Below are 21828 nucleotides of genomic sequence, written 5' to 3'. Positions count from 1 at the left end.
GTTCTGCAATTTCAACGAGTATAGGTTCGAGTCACGATCAAGAGCGGACGTGCAGGCGGATGCAGCGAATTGATGCTTTGTCCCGCATACCGCTCCTCAAAGGTGCCAAGGACGCTGCATTACGCCGCCGTCGGCTGCTATGGGATACGGCTTCACGGCATCGGCACCACGCGTGGCTGGCCGCTAAGGGCCGGATTACAACCGACAGATCAGTTCCGACCGCAGCATTTCTTGTATTTACGCCCCGACCCGCAGGAGCATGGGGATCTACATTGGCATCGATCGCATAGAGAAGGGATCGGGCGCCCGTGGTGGGTCGTCCGGCACTGTCCGGCAGGTGATGATCGAAGCGTGAGGCCTTGGAGCCGTAGTCTCGAAAGTGCGCGAAGCCCGATGCGTAGGCGCTTTGAGAAAAACAGATACGCAAAAGGCGCACCCCTTGGGAGAGAGTATGGAGCGCAGGCGGAACGGCGGAAAGGGCGGCCGCCCCGGGAGACCTTGGGAGATAATCCATGGAGCGGCTGCGTCTCTATCAGAGGCTGGCGAGAAGGCCTTCGAGGATCGACGGGTCGCGCCCCTCGATGAGCCAATCGCGTGGTGACATCCCATGAAGATCATCATGCGAGCTTACGAAGAACCGATGCATTGCCTCGTCCGATACCGGACGGGCGACAGCTTTCAGGATGCGGCCCAGATGAGGGATCTCCCCGCTGCCGGTGATCTGAAAGGTCGGAATGAGCCAGCCGCGCCCATGAGGACGATGAACGGCGAGAAGAGACCCCTCAGAGATCCGTTGCCGCAGGCGAGCATCGCTCAAGCCCATTCGCGCAGCCGCATCCGCTAGGGGAATGGCCTCACTAATCTGGAGGATCTGCTGCGCGAGACCACGGAAGACCGGGTCCGACGCAAGGAACTCCGCATCGGACATACCCTTGTCCGTCTCGATCCCGATGTCTTCGAGCGCGCGCGTCTCGGCGCCCCAAAGAGGACCGTCATCCTCCGTGGAGGTTGGCGCGCTTGAGATCAGCCGCGCGGCGACGTGCAGAGCAGCCTCGGCGAGCGCTCGAGTCTCCTCGCTGGCGAGAGCTTCGTCGATCAGGCCAACATCCTCTTTTCGCGCCCCTGGTCAGGGGGCGGTGCCCTCGCGGGCTTCCTGCTGGGTGAAGATCATGAACTGCATGGATGCCTCCTTAATGGGAAATATTTACCGTTAGCTCCCGTAAGCAAAGGAGCGTAAGTTTACGTAAAGGGGCCTGAGAGGTCCTCGCAATGCTCTTCATTGGCGACGGTCCTGCGGGATGTTTGTGGTACAACCGCTCCCCTCCATGGATTTATACAGACCCACCGTGGCACATCGATGCCGTCGGGGCGCGGTTGAACCATCATCAATGCCGTGCGGATGACGCCTCGATGTAGATCCCGTCAGTGGTTCGCGCGACTTCTAGGGCATAGACAATCTCGTCGGGAAGCGGCTGGTTGATCGGCGGCAGCGCCAGCATGCGCACCGGCTTTTGGCGAAAAGGACGTTGTGCGAGAGCGTCCAGCATCTCGTCGACGAAGCGGATGAGCCTCGAGGAAATCTGTCGGAAGGTAAACTGGATAAGGGGATGCTGACGCGAGCTGCCGAGAAGTCGCGCGCGCAGATTCTGGATGCGGGCCCTGACGTGTCCGACGGGATCATCCTGCGTTGGCTTATCTACGCCGAGGTCTTCGCAGGCTGCACCACTGTCGTTGCGGGTCATGATTTCTACCGGCCGTTGCGCGATCCGCAGTGATCGAAACGGCCGTTTCCAAAGGAAATCGTGAAACCTTGAGGGTCTGGATGCAGAGCAATCTTCGCCCATTGGTAGAGTAGCCAAGGTTCCCTGAAGAGTTGGGCCTACGCCAAGACGTTGATGGCGCAACCGCCTTGTCCGTGAACTCCGCCCCCGCCTTGCCGTCCTGACCTGCTACACCGCGGTCGGCACGCATATCACTGAAGTCATGGGATAAGTCTGTCTGCGGGTAGGGGAACCTCACCCGTTTGCCGATTTGCGCGACAACTCACTCGGTCTCTCAAAAATGAGCTGAAATGAACCTTAAATGCCTCTCGGCACCAAAATCCTTGAAATGTACGGACATACTGACATAATGGCGGGATTGAGGGACGGCGAACCCGCAGGTTCGTGGCGACAGGGAGGATACTTGATGGCGCGTGTTGGCGTAGATGTTGGGGGGACGAACACGGATTTCGTCCTCGAATGCGAAGAGGGGATCTTCTATCATAAGCTTCCGACGACCCTCGAGAACCAGGCCCTGGGCGTGGTGCAGGGGATCGGCGAGATATGCGAGAGAAACGGCATCTCGATCTCGGATATCGAGATGATCGTTCATGGCACGACGACGGCTACGAACATTACCATCGAGCATAATGGCTCGGAATGCGGGATGCTCACGACCGAGGGGTTCCGCGACATCTTGCACGTCGCGCGGCACAAGCGGCCGCATAACTTTTCTCTTCATTTCGACGTGCCATGGCAGAGCCGGCCGCTCGTCAAGCGGCGCAACAGGATTCCCGTGACCGAACGCATCGCCGCGCCCTCGGGCGAAGTCGAGATCCCACTTGACGAGGCGGCTGTTCGCGCGGCCTGCGCGCTATTCCGCAAACGCGGGATCTCCTCTGTCGTGGTCGGCTTTCTCTTTTCTTTCCTCAACCCGATCCACGAGCGGCGGGCGCGTGACATCGTGGTTGAGGAGATGCCGGACGCCTATGTCACGATCTCATCGGACGTGGCTAACGTAATGCGCGAGTACGAGCGGTTCTCGACGACTGCGATGAACTCCTACGTGGGGCCGAAGACAGCCTTTTACCTGCGTGACTTGGCGGCACGGTTACAGGCCGCCGGTATCAGCTCGCGGTTGCGGATCATGCAATCAAATGGGGGTATCTCCACGGTGGAGGCCTGCGCGCGAAAGCCCGTCAACATTCTCATGTCCGGTCCTGCGGGCGGGGTGATCGGCGGCGCGGCCGAGGGCGAAATGGCCCAAGAGGCGAACGTCATCACTGTCGATATTGGCGGCACCTCTGCCGACATCAGCACGATCCCGGACGGGCGGCTAAAGGTGAAGAACGTTCGTGACACCTATGTGGCGGGCCACCCCGTCCTGACGCCGATGATCGACCTCGTGACAATCGGGGCAGGGGGCGGCTCCATTGCCTTCGTGGACGAGGCGGGTGCCTTCAATGTCGGACCACGCTCGGCGGGATCGAACCCGGGGCCGGCCTGCTATGGACGCGGCGGCGAGGAGCCGACCGTGACAGATGCGCAGGTCGTGCTCGGAAGGCTCGATCCCGACCATGCGCTCGGCGGTGCGTTGAAGCTTGACGCGGACCAGGCCCGCAAGGCGATCAAGGAGAAGATCGCCGATCCGCTCGGTATGGAGGTCGAGGAAGCTGCGCTCGGGATCGTGCGCATCATCAACTCGAACATGGCGCTGGCGATCCGCTCTAATTCCGTGGCGCGCGGGGTCGATCCCCGCGAGTTCTCGATCATGCCCTTCGGGGGGGCGGGGCCACTCCACGGCGTTGCGCTCGCCGAGGCGGTCTCGGCCAAGGACGTGATCGTGCCGGTCGCTCCCGGGATCACGGCAGCGGTAGGCCTTCTCAAGACCGATCTCCAGTACGAGCACACGGAGGCTCTGATCATGCCGCTCGATCCTGGTGACGAGGCGGCGCCGGGACGGATCGAAGGGGCCACTGAGCTCTTGCGCGAGCGCCTGACCGCCGATCTCGACGAGGACGGAATCGATCCCTCGCTGCGCTCGCTGACCTTCGCTGCCGAGTGCCGTTACTTTGGACAGGGATTCGAACTCCGTACGGCGGTCCCGCCCGGAGAGATCACCGCCGAAACCGTATCGGGGATCATCGACGCATTCCACGACCAGCACGAACTCGATTACGGGTATGCCTACCGCGATGCTCCGGTCGAGCTGATCGCACTGCGCGGCATCGGTACGGCGCAGAGCCGGCGCCTGTCGATCCCGAAGATCGGCAAGGGTTCGCAGGGGGATGTGGAGACTGCCTACCTCTTCACCAGGCCCACCACTTTCGACGACGGATCGACCCTCGACACGCCCCGCTACGATCGGAGCAAGCTCGGTGCGGAGGTGTCCCTCAAGGGTCCTGCAATCCTGATCCAGCAGAACGCGACCACGCTCGTCCCGCCGGGATACGAGGCCGTTACGCTGGACCATGGCAACATGCGCATCCGCGCGATCTGATTACGGGAGGAGCATGAAATGAACGACGCACTGGACACCGCCACTCCGAGCGACATTGATCCGATCACCCTACAGGTGATCCGGGGATCTTTCGAAACGATCGCGGAGGAGATGGCCCATGTCCTCTACCGAATGAGCTTCTCGTCCATCATTCGTGAAAGCCAGGATCTTGGGGCCGGTCTCTTCGACGCCGCCTACAATACCTTATGCGAGTCCGAGTCCACGCCGATGCACATCGGCTCGATCCCGGGTTACCTGGCCGGGATCGAAGAGAGGCTGGAGGATGGCGAATGGCACGAGGGGGATGTGGTCATCCACAATCATCCCTACCACGGGGCCTCGCATGCCCCGGACCTCGCGATCATCGTACCCGTGTTCCACGAGGGGAAACTTGTCGGCTTTTCGGGGAACACGGCCCATCATATTGACATCGGGGCGGCCACACCGGGTCTCATCATCGACGTTCCGGACGTCTTCGCCGAGGGGATGCTGCTCGCAGGGGTCAAGCTCTACCGACGCGGCGAAGCGAACCAGACGATCTGGAACTTCATGCGCCGCAACAGCCGCACGCCCGATTTGCTCATCAGCGACGTGGAAGCCCAGATCGCCTCGGCGCGTCTCGGGGCCCGGCGTTTCTCGGAACTCCTCGACAAGTACGGAGAGCGCACCGTCTTCCGTGCGGCGGACCAGCTCATGGACTACGCAGAACGTATCATGCGCCAGCGCATCTCCGAGATCCCCGACGGGGAGTATCAGGCCGAGGGGTATCTCGATGACGACGGACGCAACCGCGAGACGACCCTGCCGATCAAGGTGACCGTGCGCGTGACTGGCGACGAGGTCGAGGTCGATCTCACTGGATCGGCCGATCAGGTACCGACCGCGTTCAACGTTCCATTCGAGGGCTCGACGAAGGTCGCGGCCTTTGCGGCCTTTCGCAAGCTCCTGCTCGATGCCGAACTTGCCGAAACGCGTGTTCCCTCCAATCAGGGATCGTTCAGGCCTATCAAGGTGACAGCTCCCTTGGGGTCGATCTTCAATCCCAAGGCCCCGGCTTCGGCCAGCGCGCGCTTTGCACAATGCAACCGGATGATCGACCTGGTCATCAAGGCGCTGGCCCCGGTCCTTCCCGAACGAGTGATCGCGGGTAGCTCCGCCGTCTTGTCGGCAGCGGCCTACTCGGGGGTCCGCGACGACGGCTCCTACTGGGTCTTCGTGGAGATCAACGAGGGCTCCTACGGGGGACGTCCGCGCTCGGATGGGCCGGACGGGATCGACAGTTTGATGGCGAACACCCGGAACAATCCCATCGAGGATCTGGCGATGCACATACCCATGAAGTGCGAGCGCTACGAGCTTCGTGACGACATGCCGCCCGGAGCGGGTGAGTTCCGCGGCGGTCTCGGCATCGTCAAGGCCCAGCGCGTTCTCACCGCCGGGTCCATTACCCATGAGTCCGAGCGGCACCTTGAAGCGCCTTGGGGGATCTTCGGCGGGCAGGACGGGGCGGCGGGCAGCTGCACGCTGCACAACTACGCCTCTCCCGGAGATCTCGAAGCTCTCCACTCCAAGTTTTCCGGACTGTCAGTCCAGCCGGACGATGTGATGACCTACCGCTCTCCGAACGGCGGGGGCTATGGCGATCCGCTTAAGCGCACGCCCGCAAAAGTGCTCGGGGACGTGCTGGACGGGTTCTACAGCGCGGATCACGCGCGGGATGTCTACGGCGTATTACTGGATCTGGATGCGGAGACCGTGGACGGTTCCGGGACTGAAGCGCGCCGCATGGAGATGGCGCGTGGCGTCTGAGGTCGGCACCCCATGTCAACAACGAGGAGAGCTCTCATGACCCATCTGGCAAGGCTCTTGGTCTGCACCGCCGCCGTGGGCATCCTGCCGGTCTCGGCGGGGGCGCAGGATGCGATCGAAATGATCATCACGAACGAGCTGTCCCGCTCACACTGGACTGCCGACCAGATGGAGCAATACGCCGACGCGATCGACGAGGCCTCTGGGGGCCGGATCGACGCGAAGGTATTCCACAGCTCGACGCTCTACAGCGATCAGGAGGCGATCGGTGCCCTTGGCACTGGGGCCGTCCACATGGTCTGGCCCGTCTCCGTCCGTCTCGAAACGATCGCGCCAGAGGCTGGCATTCTGACCCTTCCCTTCGTGCTCGACGACGAGACGATGGCGAAGCCCGGCGCGCCAAGCGCGGTCGGCAATTTCCTTACCAATTACATGGACCCCGTGGGGATCGGCGTTCTCGGTGTGGCGCGGACGGCCGATCTCTTTTTCCTGACGAAGGAAGCGCCCGTCGAGACGATGGACGATTTGCAGAACCGCAAGATCAGGGCGACGGGTGGGCGTGTGATGCTGAATCTCTTGGATGAGTTCGGCGCCAGCGCAATCTCGATGTCTGCGACCGAGATGGGCCCTGCGATGTCGCAGGGGGCTATCGACGGCATCCTGACCTCCTCCGGCGGTTGGGAGATGGTTGGAACCAGCACTGCGCCCTACGGCTCTCTCGTTTCGGGTCTGAACCTCGTGGTCTACGCGATCCTCGTCGATCAGGCTTGGCTGGACGGTCTGCCAGATGACCTCGGCACGGTGGTTGAAGATGCGACGAAGGCATTCGTCGACGAGAACTGGGCCTCGGCCAAGGACCTCGACAGGACGACGCTCGAAAAGGTCATCGACGCCGGAGGAATGTTCTCGCAGGTAGATCCCGAGGCACGAGATGCTTTCGTCGAGGCCGCAGAGACGGTGAGGCAGGACTGGAGTCAGGACTATCCCGAAGCGTGGTCGGAGTTCCAATCTGTTCTGGAGCCGTACCGATGAGCGACACCCCGGCAGCTTCGGACGGGGGAGATCTCGGCAAACTGGCCGAGATTTCCCTCGGCTATCGCCCAGACGCAGAGGAGCTCGCCTGGTTCGGCTCTGAATTCCACCGGACATGTCGTCTCATGGACCGGGCACGCAGCGATCACCCTGGTCTCCACTTGGTCTCGACCCGCGAGTTCGATCGGCTCATCGCGGGGGAGGAAGCATGAACCCATCCAGTATGACGCTCCGTGAAGCCGCGGATTCGATCCGCACGGGAGATATCGGATGCGAGGAGTTGATGCGCGCCTGTCTCGACCGGATCGAGGCAAAAGATGGCGAGCTCAATGCCGTCATCGCCGTCGAGGCGGAGCGCGCCCTCGAGCGCGCTGTGGCCTGCGACCGAACGGACCAAGGTGAGAGGGGGGCGCTGCACGGCATTCCCTTTGGCTACAAGGACATGTTCCACCGGGCAGGGGCCGTCTCCAGCTACGGGGCCACCGAGGCGCACTGGAAAACGCCGGACGAAACCTCGGTCCTTCTTGGCGCTGTCGAGACGGCCGGAGGGATCGGATGCGCCCGCCTGAACATGGCCGAGTTCGCCATGGGGCCCACCGGGCACAACCCCCATTTCGGGCGGTGCCGCAATCCGCATGCCCCTGCACGTATCTCGGGCGGCTCCTCCTCCGGCTCCGGGGCGGCAGTGGCGGCCGGATACGTGTTCGGTGCGCTGGGTTCCGATACCGGCGGATCGGTCCGCCTGCCGGCGTCGATGTGTGGGACAGTCGGATTGAAGCCGACACAGTACCGACTGTCTTCGGCGGGCATGATGCCTCTTTCCCCCAGCCTCGATTGTCCCGGCATCTTTGCGAAGACCTGCGCGGACGCTGCGCGGATCTTCGATGCCCTGACGGGTGAAGCGAGCGAGGCTGGACTGGATGACCCCCTGCATGCGCGGATCGGCGTTCCGGGAGGCTATTACACCGACGATCTGGACGAGGATGTCGCGGTCGCCTTCGAGAGTAGCTTGGGCGTATTCCGCGCGATGGGCCTCAGTTTGAAAGAGGCGGACGTGGATGGGCAGGGCAGCTTGGCTCATTACGCCGATGTGATCTGGAAGACCGAGGCGGCGGCCTTGCACCGCGGCAGCCTTCCCCCGGGCCGAGGCCAACTTGGGAGGCAGGTCCGAGCGAGGCTGATCCAGGGAATTGGCATCCGGGGGACGGACTACGTCGATGCCGCGCGGCTCAGGACACTGAGCCTGAGACGGTTCCTCGCAGGCCCCCTCGCGGCGGTGGACGCTCTCGTGATGCCGACAGTTCCGATCATGACTCCGCTGGCCGATACCGTCTCGGCGGAGGGCGGTGAAAAGATGCGGCGCACACTCGAACTGATTTCGCGCAACACGCGACCGATCAGCTTTCTCGGCCTACCTGCTCTCTCGGTTCCAATGGGAATGGATCGGAACGGGATGCCGATGGGACTTCAGATCGTGGGTAGGCCATGCTCCGAGGCTCTTCTCCTGCACATTGGGGATCTCTTCGCGCGCACTGCCACGTGGTAGGAGCCCTTTGGGTGTAAGCGCTCAGGCGGCGAAACTGCGCAGGCGCATAGGCTGTGACAGGGCAAAGCCCTCGGGCCCATGACGGGCGTGGCGCGCAAGAAGGCCTCTCAGGGTATCGGCCTGCGCGGCCATTGCCTCTGCGCGCCCCGGATCACCCGCGATCAGAGATGCGGTGAATGCGGCCTCGTCCGCATAGGTCGTGACCCGCTCGAAGCGGACGTCCGTGAGGCGAGGAAAGGAGGTGCGATCCATGACGGCCTGTGCCTTGGCACGAACCTCTGTCTCATCGTCCACGGGCCGCAGAACCTCGAAGAGCGGGCCTTCGGCCAGCGGCTCGACCACCACGATGCGGCCGCCTCGCCGGGTGACGCGCACCGCTTCCCTGAGCGCCCCTTCCATCTCGGCAACGGGAATATGGTGCAGCGAGTTCAGGAAGACAGCCGCATCGAAGCTTTGGTCGGGATAAGGTAAACGGGCGGCCGAAGCGACGTCGAAGCGGGCCCCCGGCGCACCTGCCCGTGCGAGTTCGATCATTTCCATCTGCGGGTCGATGCCGGTGACGTCGAAACCGCGCTTACCGAGTGCCCGGGCGAGCGTGCCTCTTCCGCATCCGGTGTCGATCACGGTTCGGGCACCGTCGAGTTCGGCGAGGATTGCGTCAAGAACCGGGTTGGGCATGTTCTGTCTCGGCATCTATGCGGTCAAGGAGGCCGGTAAGATGGTCGCGTTCGGCTGCGAGGTGTGCCCTCTGGCGGTGAAGGATCTCGCGCCAGCGCTCGGCCTGTATCTTGGCACCGTGTGTATCGTGAAGTTCGATGATCTGTCGGATTTCCTCCAGCCGCAGGCGATAGGCGCGACCCTTCAGGATGAGTTCGATCCGAACCTGTTGGCGCGCGTCGAAGACGCGATCGCGTCCGTCGCGCTCCGGAGAGAGGATTTCGAGAGCCTCGTAGTAGCGCAGGGCACGAGGAGTCAGCCCATACCGGTCGCAGGCGTCGTGAAACCGCAAGGGCACCCGGTTCGGATGTGCGCCTCCGTTCATGTCATCCTCCGGCCTGTTCCAGCGTGCGACGGGCGCGGTCGACGACGGGAATATCCACAAGCTTCCCGTCAAGCCGGATCGCGCCCTTCGCGCCAGCGTCCTCGGCGGCCGAGAGGATGCGGCGGGCCTGCGCGATCTCGGTGTCGGTGGGGGAGAACCCTTTTTCCACGCCGGCAACCTGCTTCGGGTGAATGCACAGCTTGCCGCCCATGCCGTATCTGCGCGCCGCGGCGCAGTCGGCGGCAAGCTGCTCGGGATCGTCCAGTGCGAGGGTTACGCCGTCCACCGGCCCCATGATGCCTGCGGCTGCCGAGGCGATAACGAGGCTCGAACGGGCGTGGGCGAGGCCCTCTCGATCGTCCTCGATCCCGCATTCGTTCATGAAGTCGATCGAGCCAAAGAGAAGCCGTGCAACGCCTTGTATCGCCGCGATCTCGGGGGCCTTCAGCAGTCCTTTCGCGCTTTCAATGAGGGGGAGGAGCGCGATGCCGGAGATCATGCGAGAAAGTACTGCCGCGCAGTCTTCCGCGCTCTCGGCCTTGGGCAACAGAACGGCGGTGAGGTTCGCATGATCCACGAGCGCGAGATCCTCCTCGTGGAACTCCGTCCCTGGAGGATTGATACGTAGCGCCGCCCTTCCGCCAGCGGTCAGCCACTCAGAAACAGCCGCTCTGGCCGCGGCTTTGTCTTCAGGTTTCACGGCATCTTCGAGGTCGAGGATCGTGCATCCCGCGCCGGCAGCGATAGCCTTGTCGAAACGATCCGGGCGATCTCCCGGCACAAACAGGAAAGAGCGAGCGGTGGTCATGTGGGGGACTCCTCGGGGTCGTGACTGGAGTGGCCACTGTCGAGCATCAGGAAGGCGGCCATGGCGGCCATGACAACGGCACTGGCGGAGAAACCGGCTATATATCCGGCGTTGGAGACGATTCCGGCGAAGACTGGGGGACCCGCGACCACACCTGCGTAGGTCATGAAGAGGGCGGCCCCTGTCGCGGCGCCGACACTGCCTTCCGGGGCAATCCGGGCGACTTCGGCGAGAAAGACGCCGTTCCAACCTATTGCAGCGGCTCCGAAGATGGCAGACGTCAGGGCGATGAGCAGGACCGTGCCAGAGCCGGATTCGATGGCGAAGAGAGCCGAGCAGATCGCCGAGAGAGCGGCAATGATGGTCATGAGCGTGCGCGCATCCAGAAGACGGTCGGCGCACCAGCCCCAGGCGAGGCGCCCGGTGACGCCCGCGGCCTGGCTGATGGCCATGATCGTGCCAGCGGTTGCGAGCGACAGACCGCGCGCCTCCGTGAGGAATGTGACGAGATAGCCGGTGAGGATGAGCTGCATGGCGGCGAACACAAAGGACACCAGGGCAAGGCGGCGTAGGGCAGGATCGGCAAGGAGGGTGCGCATGGCGTCGCGCATTTTGGGCCCCCGGCCAGGGCTGCGATCCGCGTCGAGGCCGCCCCGGACGCTCTGGGCCGACAGGGCGACGAGCAGGCACAGCGCGATGGAGATGCTGACGGCCACACGCCATCCGAAGGTCAATGTGAGGGGGGGCAAGGCGAGGCCGGCGAGAATGCCTCCCAGCGGAACACCCGTCTGCTTCAGCGAGAACACGAGGCCCATGCGATGCTTGGGCGTGCTCCGGGCGAGAAGGTGCGAACTTGCCGGTGTGACTGCGCCGTAGCCGATCCCGATGAGCAGTGCGCCAAACGCAATGGCGAGGGCGGTGCCGATGAGGGAAAGGCCAAGGCCGGCAGCGGCGAAGAGGAGGGCAAGCTGGCTGAGACGCACCGCACCCAATCGCCGGATCATGTTGCCGGAAAAGAGGCTCGAGGTTGCGGCGGCGGCGTAGATGAGACCGATCTGGATGCCGACGAGCGCGGCGCGGAGGCCGATAGTCGGCGCGATGTCCGGGGCGAGGACGGGGCCGACGAGCGCGGCGGCCGAAATCATCGCCTGGATGGCGAGCGTGACGGCCAGTACGATCCAGGATCTGCTCATGTGTCCCCCGGATGCCCGGTTTCGACGTGCAGAGTCGTGGCGTAGCTGAAGCGGTCGCCTGGATGAAGCGAGATCGCCGTCTCGAAGATTTCCCCAGTGGAAGAAACGTAGGTGCGTGAGACGCGCAGACCCGGTGCGCCGTCTTCGGTTCCGAGGCGGCGGGCCGCTTTGTCCGTCAGGAGGACTGCTTCGATGTTCTGGCGGATCTCGGCGGTGACGACGCCGAAACGACGCTCGATCATGGAATAGAGCGGCTCGGAGGGCGCGGTGAGGCCCTCGCAGACCGATCGGAATCGGCGTGCGACCCAGATTTCGGTGAGGGCGAGAGGAGTTTCCGGATCCGTGGCAAGGAAGCGCTCGCCCGTGAGGTGGAGCCAGCCCTTTCCCTCCGGTGAGCCGATGAGAGAAGCGATCTCGCCCTCGGCGATGATATCTTCGGTTCCGATGATCCGCAGGTTCACGTCGCGCACGTAACGCAGCAGGTCGGAGGCGTTTTCCCCGGCCTGAACGTAGCGCGACGCAATCCGATCCGCAGTAACCGTCGTGCCGACCCCCGCCTGGCGACTGAGCAGCCCCAGGTCCACGAGGCGGCGCAGCGCCTCGCGGACGGTGTGGCGCGAGACGTCGAACTCACGGCAAAGGTCAGTCTCGGGGGGCAGCAAGCTCCCCACGGGATAGCGGCCCGACTGTATGTCGTCGAGCAGCGCTTCGGCAAGCGCGGCGTATCGGGTGCGCCCGCCGAAGCGGGACTCTCGGGCAGTCTCGGTCAAGTGGCGGTCTCCTTCTCCTCCGCCATGAGCATACCGATTGCGCCAAGGATGTCCTCGTTGCCCTCGCCCAAGGCAGGACCGGGACGCAGCGGCAGATCGTCTCCAGGACAGCGGATCGGGCAGGCGACGGTGCCGATGGTGCCGCGCGCAGGGTGGGGCACTTCGGCGATGGTGCCGCGTGCCTTTGCGAAGGGGGCATCGAGCGCTGAGCCGATGTCGTGGACGGGGGAAGCGGGCACCTTGCCGCCGAACTTCGCCATCCAGCCCTCGGTAGTGTCGGACTGGAGCGCGGCATCGAGCGCTTCGGTGAGCGCGTCGCGGTTCTCCAGACGGGACTTAAAGGAGCCGAAGCGGTCGTCGGTCTTCCACTCGGGGCGGGCGATGGCATCGCACAGGACGCCCCAGAACTTTTCCTTGTTGCACATGATGAAGATCCAGCCGTCGCCGGTCTTGTAGAGCTGCGAGGGGGTCAGCGAGGGATGGGCCGAGCGGGGGTGGCGCCCGGTGTTGACGCCTTCGTTGAGGTACCACGCGGCGAGGTAGTTCAGGTTGTGCATCGCGACCTCGTAGAGCGAGGTGTCGATGTCGCGACCCTGGCCCGTCGAACGCGCACCGAGGACGGCCGAGACGAGGGCGAGGGCCGACATGGTGCCGGTCATCATGTCGATGATCGACAGCCCGAAGCGCGAGGGGGGCTGGCCCGGCTCGCCCGTGACCGACAGATACCCGGCCTCGGCCTGCATGAGATAGTCGTAGCCCGGCCAGTCGGCCCGCTCCCCGTCGCGTCCATAAGCCGAGAGATGGCAGCATACGATGTCGGACTTCACCTTCGAGAGCGCCGCGTAGTCGAGGCCAAGCTTGGCGGGTAGGTCGCCGCGCAGGTTGTTGAAGACGGCATCGGCCGTCTTGGTCAGCTCGTGCAGCGCCTCGCGGCCCTCTTCCGACTTGAGGTCGAGCGTGATGGAGCGCTTGTTGCGGTTGAAGGCCTGGAAGAAGTGGCTGTCGCCCTCGCCGAAGAAGTAGGGGCCGACGAGGCGCCCCACGTCTCCACCCTGCGCGGCGTTCTCGATCTTGATGACCTCGGCGCCGAGGTCCGCGAGGTGCTGGGTGCCGAAGGGGCCGGCACCGTATTGTTCGACCGCGAGGATGCGCAGCCCGTCGAGGGGGAGGCTCATGCCGGGTTCCTTTCGATCTGCTGCTTGGCGATGATGATGCGCTGGAGTTCGTTGGTGCCCTCGCCGATGGTCAGGAGGGGGGCGTCGCGGTAGAGGCGCTCGACGTTGTATTCCTTGGAATAGCCGTAGCCGCCATGAATGCGCATGGCCGCCGTGGCGTTCTCCAGCGCGGCCTCGGTGGCGAAATACTTCGCCATGCCCGCCTCCATGTCGCAGCGCTCGCCGCGGTCGAAAGCGCGGGCGGCGTCGAGCGTCAGCAGGCGCGCGGCGCGGGTTCGCGTCGCCATCTCGCCGAGCTGGAGCTGGATCGCCTGATGCTCGCAGATGGGCTTGCCAAAGGTCTTGCGGACCTGTGAATAGCTCGTCGCCTCGTCGAGGGCAGCCTGCGCGAGGCCCACGCCGCGGGCGGCAACGTTGATGCGCCCGAGTTCAAGGCCGGAAAGGACATGCTTGAGGCCCTTGCCCTCCTCGCCGCCGATCAGACGGTTGGCGGGCACGCGGTAGTCCTTGAACTCCAGCTCGCAGGTGTCAATTCCGCGGTAGCCCAGTTTCTCGAGCTTGCGCGCGACGTTGAAGCCCGGCCCCTTCTCGGCGATCAGGAGCGACATGCCCCGGTGGCGAGGCTCGGCCTTGGGGTCGGTCTTGACCAGAAGGGCGATGCAGTTGCCCTGACCCGAGTTGGTGATCCAGGTCTTGGTGCCGTTCACCACGTAGTCATCGCCGTCGCGCACCGCCGTGGTGCGGATGGCTTGAAGGTCGGTGCCCGCGTCGGGCTCGGTCAGGCCGATGCCGCCCCGAAGCTCGCCGGTGGCGAAGCGGGGGAGGAACTCGGCCTTTTGCTCCTCGGTGCCTGCGCGCTGGACGGCGGAGGCCATGATGAGGTGGCTGTTGATGATGCCGGAGACCGACATCCACGAGCGCGCGATGCGCTCGATGATCTGGGCATAGACTTCGGTGGAGAGCCCGAGGCCGCCGTAGTCCTCGGAGATGATGCAACCGAAGAGGCCCATCTCCTTCATCTTCTCGACGATCTGGTGGGGGTACTCGTCCTTGGCTTCGAGGTCGTGGGCGACGGGGTCGATCTCTGTGGTGCAGAAGCGGTCCACGGAGTCGAGGATCATGCGATCCTGTTCCTGCATGTCGTTCATATCCGTTTCCTTCAGTTGGCCTGCCCGGCAAGCAGACGCTCGATCCGGTCAAGGCTTTGAGCCTCGTGCAGCGACATGATCGCGGCGCGCAAAGTCTCGGCGCGAGGGGCGGTCCTGGTCGTGCAGGCGTTTTCGGTGTACTTGGCCGTGATGTCTTCCGCGGTTAGCGGCCGGTCGGCGGCGCCGCGGTTCACCTCCTCGCGGTGCCTGAGCTCGCGTCCGTCCTTGGTTCGGACGATGACTTCCCCGGAATAATATTTGGGAAAGCGCGAGTTGGGGTCTGTCTCGTGGCGAACGCGCGTCATGAGGGCAAGCGCCTCGGGGTCGGTGTAGCCCTCGGGGTCGAGGTCCGTCAGGCCGAACTGCCCACGCAGCAGGCCCGAAGCGACGGCGTAGGGGATGGAGAACTGCGCATCATAGCTGTTCTGCGGCTTAATCTTGGTCTCGCGCGGCTCACAGACGGTTTTGATGACCTCTTCGGGAACAAGGGCGATAACGTCCTCGATGTCGTCGGCCACAAGACCATGCTCGGCCCGGAGCGCGACTGCCGCATCCGCGCAGGCGTGCGTGAAGTGGCAGGCGGGCATGGGTTTGACCGCCACATTCATGATTTCCCATGTGGCGCCGAGCTCGCCGGTCGCGATGGAGAGATCGGCCTGCGCGGCTCGTTCGCCGAGATAGAGATTGAAGAAGCCGAAGCGACCTTCGTAGACGGCCTTGGGGGCCGCGTAGCCGTGGCGAGCCATGGTCACCGCGGTGATTGCTGCCGAAGCGGCCCAGCCGGGATGCATCCGCTTGGTCCAGGCGCCATCTTGGAGGAACTCCAGAGAGCCCGAGGCCATCGAAAGGGCGATGCCCTGAGCGGCGGCAAGTTGCGCCTCGGTCAGACCGCGCAGTCGCCCGGCGGCGACGGTTGCGCCGAAGATGCCGACGATGCCCGTGGGATGGAAGCCGACCTGATGGAAGCCGCCCCTCGCCACGGTCCCGAGGCGCGTCGCGACCTCCATACCGGCGATGTAGGCAGTCTGCATGTCTTCGCCCGTCGAACCTGTCTCCAGCGCCATGGTCAGAGCTGCGGGCAGCACCGGAGCCGTGGCGTGTATGACGCCCGGCGTGTGGGTGTCGTCGTAATCGAGGCCATGGATCAAGAGCCCGTTGAGCATGGCCGCGTCGCGCGGCTGCAGCCGCGTGCCGAAACCGATGGCGCGGCGCGATCCCCCCGCTCCGAGTTCGGCGAGAGCCGAATGGGCGCGGTGCGCGAAATCGTAGCCCGTCGAAGCGACCGCGATACCCAAGGCGTCGAGTATCAGGTGGCGGGCACGCTCACTGACCTCGGCGGGGATGGTGCCGGGGTCGAGGTCCACGACGAACCTCGCGAGGGTTCGGGCGATGGGCACGCCGGTTTCGATGTCGGTGGCGGTATCTTTCATGGGTATTCCTCCCTGCGTCAGATGAGAGCCAGCGAGATTGCCGGGATAAAGGAGATGAGCGAGAGGCCGAGGAGACGCACGGCGTAGAAGGGCAGCACGCCGCGGGCGACCTCATGCACGGGAATGCGGGCGATGCCGCTCATCACGAAGAGGTTGAGGCCGATGGGGGGCGTCAGCGTCGCGATCTCGACGTTGGCAACCATGATGACTGCGAAGTGGACCGGATCGATCCCGAGAGCCGTGGCCATTGGAAAGAGCAGCGGCGCAGTCAGTACAATGAGCGCGATCCCGTCGAGGAACATACCCATGACAAGAAGGACAATGTTCACGACGATCAAGAATTGCCACCATGTCAGCCCCGCTTCTTGAAGGCCCGTGACGAGTTGTTGAGATACCCCCAGGCGTGCGAGGATGAACCCGAGAAGCGAGCCGCCCATGACCACCGCGAAGATCATCGTGGTCTGGAGAAGGCTTTCCCGCGAGGTTGCCCAGAAGGTCCTGAGGTCCACGGTACGGTAGACGACAAAACCGAGAAACGCGGCGTAGGCGGCAGCGAAAGCGGAAACCTCGGTCGGGGTCATCCAGCCGGTGTAGATCGAGCCGAGCACAAGCACGGGCATCAGGATCGCCGGCAGTGTCTTGGGAAGGAGCCTGGCGAAACGGCTCCAGTCCGGAGACTGTGCCTTGGCCCCGTAATCGCCGCGTCTGGCGAGGGTATAGGTCGCGATGGAGAGCAGCACCGCCTCCATTATGCCCGGCAGGAGCCCCGCGATGAAAAGTCGGTCGATGGGAAGGCCGACGATCGAGCCGATGAGGATGAAGCCGAGCGAGGGTGGGATCATCAACCCCAGCGTGCCTCCCACGGCGACGATCGCGGCCGAAAAGCGGGCCGGGTAGGCCTCGCCGCGTAGTCCAGAGACAGTGGAGCGACCGATCGCTGCGGCGCTGCCTACCGAACTGCCCGAGACGGCGGCGAAGAAGACCGAGGCGGCCAGCACGGTGAGGGCGAGGCCGCCGCGGATCGCGCGGACAAGACTTCCCACGAGGTCGATCATCATCTGCGCGATCTGTCCGCGCATCATCAGGTTGCCCGCGAGGATGAACATCGGGATGGCGATCAGCGGGTAGGAGTTGACCGAGGAGAAGGCCGTCTGCGCGATCACCGTGGCGGGCACACCCGAGACGAAGAGCACGATGGCGGCAGTGACGAGACCCAGCACCGTGGCGACATGGGCGCCGAGGGCGAGGAGGATCAGGATGAGGGCGAGGGCGATGGCCAGTATCATGGTTCAGAACTTTCCGGCCGGGCCGTCCTCATCGTCCGCGAAGGGATCGTTTCCCTTGAGCGCACGCAGGAGAAGACGGGCGTAGTAGACGGCGTAGAGCACCGCGCCGATGGGCATTGCCATGAAGACCGCCCACATGGGCAGTTCGAGGTTCGACTCCGAGAGCATTCCCATGCTGTAGTAGCGTCGGATCTGCGGGATCGCGCCCCAGAAGAGGATGACGGCGAAGGCGAGACCGATGAGGGCGGCAAGGACGCCGCAGACCACGCGCATCCTCTGGGACAGCATTTGCGTGACCAGGTCGGTCCGGATGTGATATCCGCCCCGCCCAGCTGCGCCGAGGGTCAGGAAGAAAGCCCAGATGATCATGAAGCGTACGGCTTCCTCGGCCCAGAAATAGCTGTGCGAGAAGAAGGCACGCGAGCCCGCCTCCCAGAGCATGATGAGGGTTGCCGCGAGCAAGAGGAGAGTGGCTGCGCCAATCAGCGGGCCACGCTCGATCCGGTCCCAGAGCGAGGAGTGGACCGGCGGCGAGGAGCCGCCGGTGACATGGCTTTTATCCGGAGATGCCACACTCGGCCTCCAACGCATCGAGATCGGCGACAGCCTGCGGATAGGCGTCCGAGAAACTGGCCGAAGTGCTCGCCGTCAACTCGCGCCACTTCGCGGCCTCGGCATCGTCCGCGACGACGAGGTTGGCACCTTGGGAGGTCATCTTCTCCAAGGCTTCCTGGTCCTTCTCCATCGCCTCGGTCCACTGAGTGGTGGAGATGTCGGAGATCGCGGTACTGATCGCGTTCTGCTGCTCTGCGGGCAGGTTTTGGTACCAGTAGTCGTCGACGACAATGGCGTAGGTGAGGATCGAGAAGCCGGGGACGTAGAAGGCATTCTTGCCCGTCATGCCGATCATCTCGGCCCATCCCGCGGGGGAGGTGAAGACCCCGTCGATGGCCCCTTGCGAGAGGGCGGTAGACATCTCGGAGGCTGCCATGGAAACTGGGGAAATGCCGAGAGCGTTCATGGTGTCTTGTACGACGCGGCCGCCGGTAACGCGCACCTTGGCCCCTTCAAGATCGCCCATCGACGCGACTTCGCGGTCCGAGAAAATGAAGTAGAGGTCGGCGGTACGCAGCAGGCCAAGGACGCGCAGGCCCGAGGATTTCATGTCTTTCGAAAGAAGGTTGGTGATCCCCTCCTTCATACATGCATTCTGCATCATCTCGTCGGAGATGGCGAAGGGGAGGTTGATGACTCCCGTCTCGGGAGCAATGGTTTCGAGGCGCACGGAAACCGGCCAGACCATCTGGACAGCGCCTGTGCCGAGCGCTCCGAGAGCAGCCTGGTCGGAATAGAGTTGTCCCGCGGGGAAGACCTTCACATCGATCTCGCCGTTCGTGGCGGCGTTCACCTCCTTGGCGAAGCGGTCCATGTATTCTGTTTTCCAGTGGGTCGCGGCGACCTCGCTGGGCAGTACGAGATCCTCGGCAATTGCCGCCCCGGATATGATGGTCGCAGCCGCAAGAGTGGCCGCCAGCGTCCTGAATTTCATCATTGTCTCCTCCCTGGTGTGCGGCTGGATACGGCCGCCTGCTATGTCAGTAGTTCGTGGGGGTCTCCGCGTCGGCAGCGCGACTCTTGATGAGCGCGCTGCGCTCGAAGCTCATGAAGACGGTGTCATCATGCTTCTTGCCGAGGGTACGCACCTTGACGATGCCCTGTCCGGGGCGCGAGCGGCTCTCTCGCTTTTCCAAGACTTCGCTTTCGGCGTAGATCGTGTCGCCAGCGAAGACCGGGGCCATGAGCTTGATCTCCTCCCAACCGAGGTTGGCGATGGCCTTGCCGGACACCTCGGGCACGGACATGCCGAGCACGGTAGCAACCGTTAAGCCGGAGTTGATCAGCAGCTTTCCAAACTCGCTCTGCGAGGCGAAGTGCGCGTCGCAATGCATGGGGTGGTAGTTCATCGTCATGAGCGAGAACTGGATATTGTCCTGATCCGTCAGCGTGCGGCCGGGGCGATGCTCGTAGACGTGCCCCACTTCGAAGTCCTCGAAATAAAGACCGATTTCGCCTCTGAACCGGTTTGGTCCGACCTGCCGCATGCTTTCCTCCAACTTTGTTAGTATGTACGGACAATACGGACAACTGTCTATCTGTCAACGACTTTAAAAATGTGCGCCGACCCGTACGATGACGCTTAAAAACAGGTCAGGAGTGGAAGTAGGCGTTCCGATTAGTGCAGTTCGGATTTTGGGCGGAGCGCGAGGAAGACCGTGGATTGGTCCGAGCCCTGCGAAGCTGAGGCCATATCGGCATCTGAAACGGGCGTTCGCGGCATTTCGCTCAAGAACGGCAGGCGCAAGAAGCAGCCGGTGTTTTCGATAACCTGGGATCAATCCAGTGGCGACAGTGTCGTCCAAATGGATGGGGCGATTTCTATCGAGAATATTAAGCCACGTGTTCGGCCATATTGCGTTCGTGGCAAAAGCGGAGCTACGACCACGACCCGTGCACGGTTTGACGACGCTTATAACGACCTGATGGTTGCTGTCTTCGGACAGTAGAGAGTTGCCGCGCTCGGCGAAGCGACAACGAGGCACCTTGGCAGCATGTCGCAGCCCATGCTGGCCGACATGCTCTTGAGAGAGATGATCCGCGACTAGCGTTCGGCCTGACCCGCTCATCAACACGGCACAATGCCCGGCGGATCACCCTGCCGGGCATCTTCGTGACCGTCGAATCGCGGTCACGGTGTTCCGCCTGATTAGGCCAGGCGACTGTTACGGACGCGCCCGGATCGGATCGTGCAAGTTATTCGAATGTATAGGAAAGACACTAATGGCTGGGGTGGTAGGATTCGAACCTACGGTACACGGTACCAAAAACCGCTGCCTTACCACTTGGCTACACCCCAGCAGGTGGCGGGCGTTCTAGCGTCCAGTTGCGCGGGCTGCAAGGGTGTGGCGGGGCAAAAATCACTCTTCCTTGGCGTCGTGACTGAGCAGGTCGTTCCGGCCGGTATCGGCCCGTTCGGCATCGACGATCCGCTCGAGCGCGGCGTCCTCGACGGCGACCGGATCGAGCATGGTGTCCGGCCGGCGCGGCGCGGTGGATTCGGCGGGCGGAGGCGCCGGCGCGGGTGCGGGCGCGTCCTCGTTCGACTCGCTCACCTGGAGTGCGTTGCCCAGAAGCTGGACGCGGTACGTCGTGTCCGGAACCTCGACCCCCGCCGCTTCGATCGCGGCCTTCACGTGGCGCAGCGCCTCACCGCGCGCGCGGGCGTAGGAGGTCACTTCCTGGTCGATCCACCCGGTGATGATGAGGAAGACGGCGCCGTCCCCGATCCGCTCGATCCAGGCGAGCGGCGGGGGCTGCCTCAGCGTGAAGGGCAGGGCACCCACCGTCTCCTCGGCGAGGGTGCGCATAGCGGCCAGATCGGCATCCCCGGCGACGCCGACCTCGAAGGAGAAGCGCCGCTCCTTGTTGCGCGTGTAGTTCACGATGCGGCTTTTGAAGACGGTCGCGTTGGGCAGGCGGATCTGGTTGCCGTCGAGCGACAGCAGGATCGTCGCGCGGCTCGTCAGGCGGATCACCTTGCCGAGGTCTCCGTCGATCTCGATCAGGTCGTTGGGCCGGAACGGCTGCCGGATCGACAGCATGATCGAAGCGATGAAGTTCTCCACCGTATCCTTCACCGCAAAGCCGAACGCGAGGCCGACGATGCCCGCCGCCCCGAGGATCGTGCCCAGAAGGGCCGTTGCGTTGAGGATGTCGAGCGCCGTCACGAGGGCGACAATGCAGAAGACCAGCCGCAGGATCATCCGGTAGATGTCGGCGATGAAGGCATTGGGAGCGATGCGGTCCCAGGGCTGCCTGCGCGTTCCGAGAAAGAGACCGAGCGCGACGATGGCGGCGGCGATGCAGAGTGCGACGAGCAGGAGCGGGCCGAAGGCGATGAGCTGCTGGGTCCGGTCCTGGAAGCGTTCGAGCGCCGGGTTCAGCCGCTCGCCCAGATCGGTGCTCGCGACCAGATCGTTCTGGATGGCGACGACGCCCTCGACTCTGTTCGCGATCTCTTCCACGCGGGCGGACCGGGATGCATCCAGCACCGTGCCGCCGAGCGTGACGATGCCGTTGCTGACGTCGATGCGGACGTCGTCGTACCCGTCCAGTTGCCCGAGGATGCCGCGGATGCGGGTTGCGATGGCGTCGTCGTTTGCAGATCCGCTTTCGACGGTGATCGTGTTGCCCGGCGTCGTCGTCTGCGCCGCGAGGGGCAGCGGCAGAAGAAGGGCGAGGAGAAGGACGAGGAAGCGCATGGGACGGCCG

General features: G+C 63.8%; 21 protein-coding genes and 1 tRNA gene. 5 read left to right on the top strand and 17 right to left on the bottom strand.

All coding sequences use genetic code 11. The annotated features are described in order from the left end of the window. Positions 1-209: 209 nt before the first annotated feature. The 3 genes from DQG15_RS18805 to DQG15_RS18095 all read right to left on the bottom strand — a co-directional run bounded on the left by DQG15_RS18805 (position 210) and on the right by DQG15_RS18095 (position 1742). Positions 210-590, bottom strand: a complete 381-nt coding sequence (locus DQG15_RS18805; RefSeq protein ID WP_116083286.1) for an SEC-C metal-binding domain-containing protein — start codon at positions 588-590, stop codon at positions 210-212. Beyond that, the gene (locus DQG15_RS05180) at positions 533-928 is read right to left on the bottom strand and encodes a hypothetical protein (RefSeq protein WP_116083284.1); all 396 of its coding nucleotides are present in this window, start codon (positions 926-928) and stop codon (positions 533-535) included. Before DQG15_RS05180 ends, DQG15_RS18805 begins: the two co-directional genes overlap by 58 nt. 457 nt (positions 929-1385) lie before the next feature. Next, positions 1386-1742, bottom strand: a complete 357-nt coding sequence (locus DQG15_RS18095; protein WP_157968898.1) for a hypothetical protein — start codon at positions 1740-1742, stop codon at positions 1386-1388. Between the two features lie 445 nt (positions 1743-2187). On the opposite strand from DQG15_RS18095, the gene DQG15_RS05175 reads away from it, so the two are divergent. Genes DQG15_RS05175 through DQG15_RS05160 form a run of 5 tightly spaced genes read left to right on the top strand, consistent with a single transcriptional unit; the run spans position 2188 to position 8647 of the window. Further along, the gene (locus DQG15_RS05175) at positions 2188-4260 is read left to right on the top strand and encodes a hydantoinase/oxoprolinase family protein (protein WP_116083283.1); all 2073 of its coding nucleotides are present in this window, start codon (positions 2188-2190) and stop codon (positions 4258-4260) included. 18 nt (positions 4261-4278) lie between these two features. Beyond that, positions 4279-6069 (top strand): hydantoinase B/oxoprolinase family protein, encoded by a 1791-nt coding sequence (locus tag DQG15_RS05170; RefSeq protein WP_116083281.1) that lies wholly within the window; start codon positions 4279-4281, stop codon positions 6067-6069. Between the two features lie 36 nt (positions 6070-6105). Further along, the gene (gene dctP, locus DQG15_RS05165; RefSeq protein WP_157968897.1) at positions 6106-7101 is read left to right on the top strand and encodes a TRAP transporter substrate-binding protein DctP; all 996 of its coding nucleotides are present in this window, start codon (positions 6106-6108) and stop codon (positions 7099-7101) included. After that, complete coding sequence (locus DQG15_RS18090) at positions 7098-7313, top strand: hypothetical protein (protein WP_157968896.1); 216 nt, start codon at positions 7098-7100, stop codon at positions 7311-7313. The genes dctP (DQG15_RS05165) and DQG15_RS18090 overlap by 4 nt, the downstream gene beginning before the upstream one ends. After that, a complete protein-coding gene (locus tag DQG15_RS05160; RefSeq protein ID WP_157968895.1) occupies positions 7310-8647 on the top strand; it encodes an amidase in 1338 nt (445 codons plus the stop codon). Before DQG15_RS18090 ends, DQG15_RS05160 begins: the two co-directional genes overlap by 4 nt. A gap of 21 nt (positions 8648-8668) precedes the next feature. On the opposite strand, the gene DQG15_RS05155 is transcribed toward DQG15_RS05160, so the two are convergent. The 14 genes from DQG15_RS05155 to DQG15_RS05090 all read right to left on the bottom strand — a co-directional run bounded on the left by DQG15_RS05155 (position 8669) and on the right by DQG15_RS05090 (position 21818). Beyond that, positions 8669-9340, bottom strand: a complete 672-nt coding sequence (locus tag DQG15_RS05155; protein ID WP_116083275.1) for a class I SAM-dependent methyltransferase — start codon at positions 9338-9340, stop codon at positions 8669-8671. Continuing rightward, complete coding sequence (locus DQG15_RS05150) at positions 9306-9689, bottom strand: MerR family transcriptional regulator (protein ID WP_116083274.1); 384 nt, start codon at positions 9687-9689, stop codon at positions 9306-9308. The genes DQG15_RS05155 and DQG15_RS05150 overlap by 35 nt, the downstream gene beginning before the upstream one ends. A 1-nt stretch (position 9690) precedes the next feature. Continuing rightward, on the bottom strand, positions 9691-10497 hold the full coding sequence (locus DQG15_RS05145; RefSeq protein ID WP_116083272.1) for a CoA ester lyase: 807 nt from the start codon (positions 10495-10497) through the stop codon (positions 9691-9693). Then, positions 10494-11690, bottom strand: coding sequence for an MFS transporter (locus DQG15_RS05140; protein ID WP_116083271.1), 1197 nt, complete (start codon positions 11688-11690; stop codon positions 10494-10496). Before DQG15_RS05140 ends, DQG15_RS05145 begins: the two co-directional genes overlap by 4 nt. Then, the gene (locus tag DQG15_RS05135) at positions 11687-12460 is read right to left on the bottom strand and encodes a GntR family transcriptional regulator (protein ID WP_116083269.1); all 774 of its coding nucleotides are present in this window, start codon (positions 12458-12460) and stop codon (positions 11687-11689) included. Before DQG15_RS05135 ends, DQG15_RS05140 begins: the two co-directional genes overlap by 4 nt. Beyond that, positions 12457-13635 (bottom strand): CaiB/BaiF CoA-transferase family protein, encoded by a 1179-nt coding sequence (locus tag DQG15_RS05130; RefSeq protein WP_116083267.1) that lies wholly within the window; start codon positions 13633-13635, stop codon positions 12457-12459. Before DQG15_RS05130 ends, DQG15_RS05135 begins: the two co-directional genes overlap by 4 nt. Next, complete coding sequence (locus tag DQG15_RS05125; protein WP_116083266.1) at positions 13632-14783, bottom strand: acyl-CoA dehydrogenase family protein; 1152 nt, start codon at positions 14781-14783, stop codon at positions 13632-13634. The genes DQG15_RS05130 and DQG15_RS05125 overlap by 4 nt, the downstream gene beginning before the upstream one ends. An 11-nt stretch (positions 14784-14794) precedes the next feature. Beyond that, on the bottom strand, positions 14795-16213 hold the full coding sequence (locus DQG15_RS05120; protein ID WP_116083264.1) for an MmgE/PrpD family protein: 1419 nt from the start codon (positions 16211-16213) through the stop codon (positions 14795-14797). A gap of 17 nt (positions 16214-16230) precedes the next feature. After that, the gene (locus tag DQG15_RS05115; protein ID WP_116083262.1) at positions 16231-17499 is read right to left on the bottom strand and encodes a TRAP transporter large permease; all 1269 of its coding nucleotides are present in this window, start codon (positions 17497-17499) and stop codon (positions 16231-16233) included. A gap of 3 nt (positions 17500-17502) precedes the next feature. After that, complete coding sequence (locus DQG15_RS05110; protein ID WP_198665065.1) at positions 17503-18072, bottom strand: TRAP transporter small permease; 570 nt, start codon at positions 18070-18072, stop codon at positions 17503-17505. Further along, complete coding sequence (gene dctP, locus DQG15_RS05105; RefSeq protein ID WP_198665064.1) at positions 18056-19051, bottom strand: TRAP transporter substrate-binding protein DctP; 996 nt, start codon at positions 19049-19051, stop codon at positions 18056-18058. Before dctP (DQG15_RS05105) ends, DQG15_RS05110 begins: the two co-directional genes overlap by 17 nt. Positions 19052-19094: 43 nt before the next feature. Further along, positions 19095-19601, bottom strand: coding sequence for a MaoC family dehydratase (locus DQG15_RS05100; protein WP_116083259.1), 507 nt, complete (start codon positions 19599-19601; stop codon positions 19095-19097). 737 nt (positions 19602-20338) lie between these two features. Next, positions 20339-20413 (bottom strand) — tRNA-Gln (locus DQG15_RS05095). A gap of 61 nt (positions 20414-20474) precedes the next feature. Beyond that, positions 20475-21818: a mechanosensitive ion channel domain-containing protein gene (locus tag DQG15_RS05090; RefSeq protein WP_116083257.1), complete on the bottom strand. Its 1344-nt coding sequence runs from the start codon at positions 21816-21818 to the stop codon at positions 20475-20477. Positions 21819-21828: the final 10 nt, after the last annotated feature.

Source organism: Tropicimonas sp. IMCC34011 (assembly GCF_003390865.1).
In the GTDB taxonomy this organism is placed as follows: Bacteria; Pseudomonadota; Alphaproteobacteria; order Rhodobacterales; family Rhodobacteraceae; genus Tropicimonas_B.
Note: the sequence above shows the minus strand (reverse complement) of the source record. Positions and strands in the feature narration are given on the sequence as shown.

What these genes read in the sequence shown, in the direction of transcription:
- DQG15_RS05180 (WP_116083284.1), bottom strand. Translation starts at nt 928, where the DNA reads ATGTCCGATGCGGAGTTCCTTGCGTCGGACCCGGTCTTCCGTGGTCTC.
- DQG15_RS18095 (WP_157968898.1), bottom strand. Translation starts at nt 1,742, where the DNA reads ATGACCCGCAACGACAGTGGTGCAGCCTGCGAAGACCTCGGCGTAGAT.
- DQG15_RS05175 (WP_116083283.1), top strand. Translation starts at nt 2,188, where the DNA reads ATGGCGCGTGTTGGCGTAGATGTTGGGGGGACGAACACGGATTTCGTC.
- DQG15_RS05170 (WP_116083281.1), top strand. Translation starts at nt 4,279, where the DNA reads ATGAACGACGCACTGGACACCGCCACTCCGAGCGACATTGATCCGATC.
- dctP (WP_157968897.1), top strand. Translation starts at nt 6,106, where the DNA reads ATGACCCATCTGGCAAGGCTCTTGGTCTGCACCGCCGCCGTGGGCATC.
- DQG15_RS18090 (WP_157968896.1), top strand. Translation starts at nt 7,098, where the DNA reads ATGAGCGACACCCCGGCAGCTTCGGACGGGGGAGATCTCGGCAAACTG.
- DQG15_RS05160 (WP_157968895.1), top strand. Translation starts at nt 7,310, where the DNA reads ATGAACCCATCCAGTATGACGCTCCGTGAAGCCGCGGATTCGATCCGC.
- DQG15_RS05155 (WP_116083275.1), bottom strand. Translation starts at nt 9,340, where the DNA reads ATGCCGAGACAGAACATGCCCAACCCGGTTCTTGACGCAATCCTCGCC.
- DQG15_RS05150 (WP_116083274.1), bottom strand. Translation starts at nt 9,689, where the DNA reads ATGAACGGAGGCGCACATCCGAACCGGGTGCCCTTGCGGTTTCACGAC.
- DQG15_RS05145 (WP_116083272.1), bottom strand. Translation starts at nt 10,497, where the DNA reads ATGACCACCGCTCGCTCTTTCCTGTTTGTGCCGGGAGATCGCCCGGAT.
- DQG15_RS05140 (WP_116083271.1), bottom strand. Translation starts at nt 11,690, where the DNA reads ATGAGCAGATCCTGGATCGTACTGGCCGTCACGCTCGCCATCCAGGCG.
- DQG15_RS05130 (WP_116083267.1), bottom strand. Translation starts at nt 13,635, where the DNA reads ATGAGCCTCCCCCTCGACGGGCTGCGCATCCTCGCGGTCGAACAATAC.
- DQG15_RS05125 (WP_116083266.1), bottom strand. Translation starts at nt 14,783, where the DNA reads ATGAACGACATGCAGGAACAGGATCGCATGATCCTCGACTCCGTGGAC.
- DQG15_RS05120 (WP_116083264.1), bottom strand. Translation starts at nt 16,213, where the DNA reads ATGAAAGATACCGCCACCGACATCGAAACCGGCGTGCCCATCGCCCGA.
- DQG15_RS05115 (WP_116083262.1), bottom strand. Translation starts at nt 17,499, where the DNA reads ATGATACTGGCCATCGCCCTCGCCCTCATCCTGATCCTCCTCGCCCTC.
- dctP (WP_198665064.1), bottom strand. Translation starts at nt 19,051, where the DNA reads ATGATGAAATTCAGGACGCTGGCGGCCACTCTTGCGGCTGCGACCATC.
- DQG15_RS05100 (WP_116083259.1), bottom strand. Translation starts at nt 19,601, where the DNA reads ATGCGGCAGGTCGGACCAAACCGGTTCAGAGGCGAAATCGGTCTTTAT.
- DQG15_RS05090 (WP_116083257.1), bottom strand. Translation starts at nt 21,818, where the DNA reads ATGCGCTTCCTCGTCCTTCTCCTCGCCCTTCTTCTGCCGCTGCCCCTC.